Origin of the sequence: Halorubrum sp. SS7 (assembly GCF_005435055.1) — an archaeon.
GTDB lineage: Archaea > Halobacteriota > Halobacteria > Halobacteriales > Haloferacaceae > Halorubrum > Halorubrum salinarum.
Genome location: NZ_SGXV01000172.1, coordinates 1 through 791, shown reverse-complemented (window position 1 = coordinate 791; position 791 = coordinate 1). Strand labels below are relative to the sequence as shown.

2 protein-coding genes are annotated in these 791 nt (G+C 63.3%); both read right to left on the bottom strand.

Features of this window, described 5'->3' with window-relative positions; translation table 11 throughout:
- A partial coding sequence (locus EXE44_RS17430) for a HalOD1 output domain-containing protein (RefSeq protein WP_303646320.1) occupies positions 1–183 on the bottom strand: 183 nt, incomplete at its 3' end.
- Between the two features lie 427 nt (positions 184–610).
- The coding region (locus tag EXE44_RS17425) for a HalOD1 output domain-containing protein (protein ID WP_137718007.1) at positions 611–791 on the bottom strand (181 nt) is incomplete at its 5' end.

The following is a 791-nucleotide window of genomic DNA, read 5'->3' as shown; positions in this document are numbered from 1 at the left end:
CAGTGCGTCCGAGTCGATGGCGCCGTAGAGCTGCGGAAGCGCCAGCGGCTCGCGGCCTGTCGCGCTTGATACCACTTCGACCACGCCGGTGCTCGGCGGCGTTGAGTCCCAGTCGTACGTCGCCCGGACCTCCGGGGTCTCCTTAGCTACGTGATTGGAAATATTTTGATTCTCTTCCTTCATTCAGTCACTATCGATAGGACGAAGGCACTACTAACTCTTGTGGATTACAACGGTAAAGGCCGAACAGCGACGTTTTCGACGTTTTTCCGGGACGGCCCGGCGACCGGGACGATGCGATCGCACCTCTGCGCACGGTTATTGAGACCGTGCCGCACCCTGTTCGAGGAGGCCTCGCTCGCTCCCGTCCGACCGGAGGGTGGCCTCCGGCGCGTCTGGGTCGATTCGGGCGTACAGCGGGCCGAACGAGGTCGGACCGTCGCTTACGAGGGCCGCGACGACCCCCACGACGCTCTCGTGGTCGACCGTTCGTCCCTCTCGTAGGCGTCGACCGCTTTAGTAGCCGACACGTCGGTGTGTTCCACGCGTTTCGGAGTGGACACGTCTGCGTGATTTCGTCGTAGTCACAGCGGTAGCGTGTTCACTGGGCTCACACGTGTGCGCCCGGTACACTGTCCTCGCGGGGGCGTTCCGGACGAACGTAGACGGTGGAGTCGGCGTAGACGAACACGGCCATCCCGGCGTACGAGAACGCGACCGTTACGTCGTGTGAGGAATCTCCCGTCACTATCGCGTCGAGCCCGTCGGTGTCGATCGCGTCCGAGAGCGGC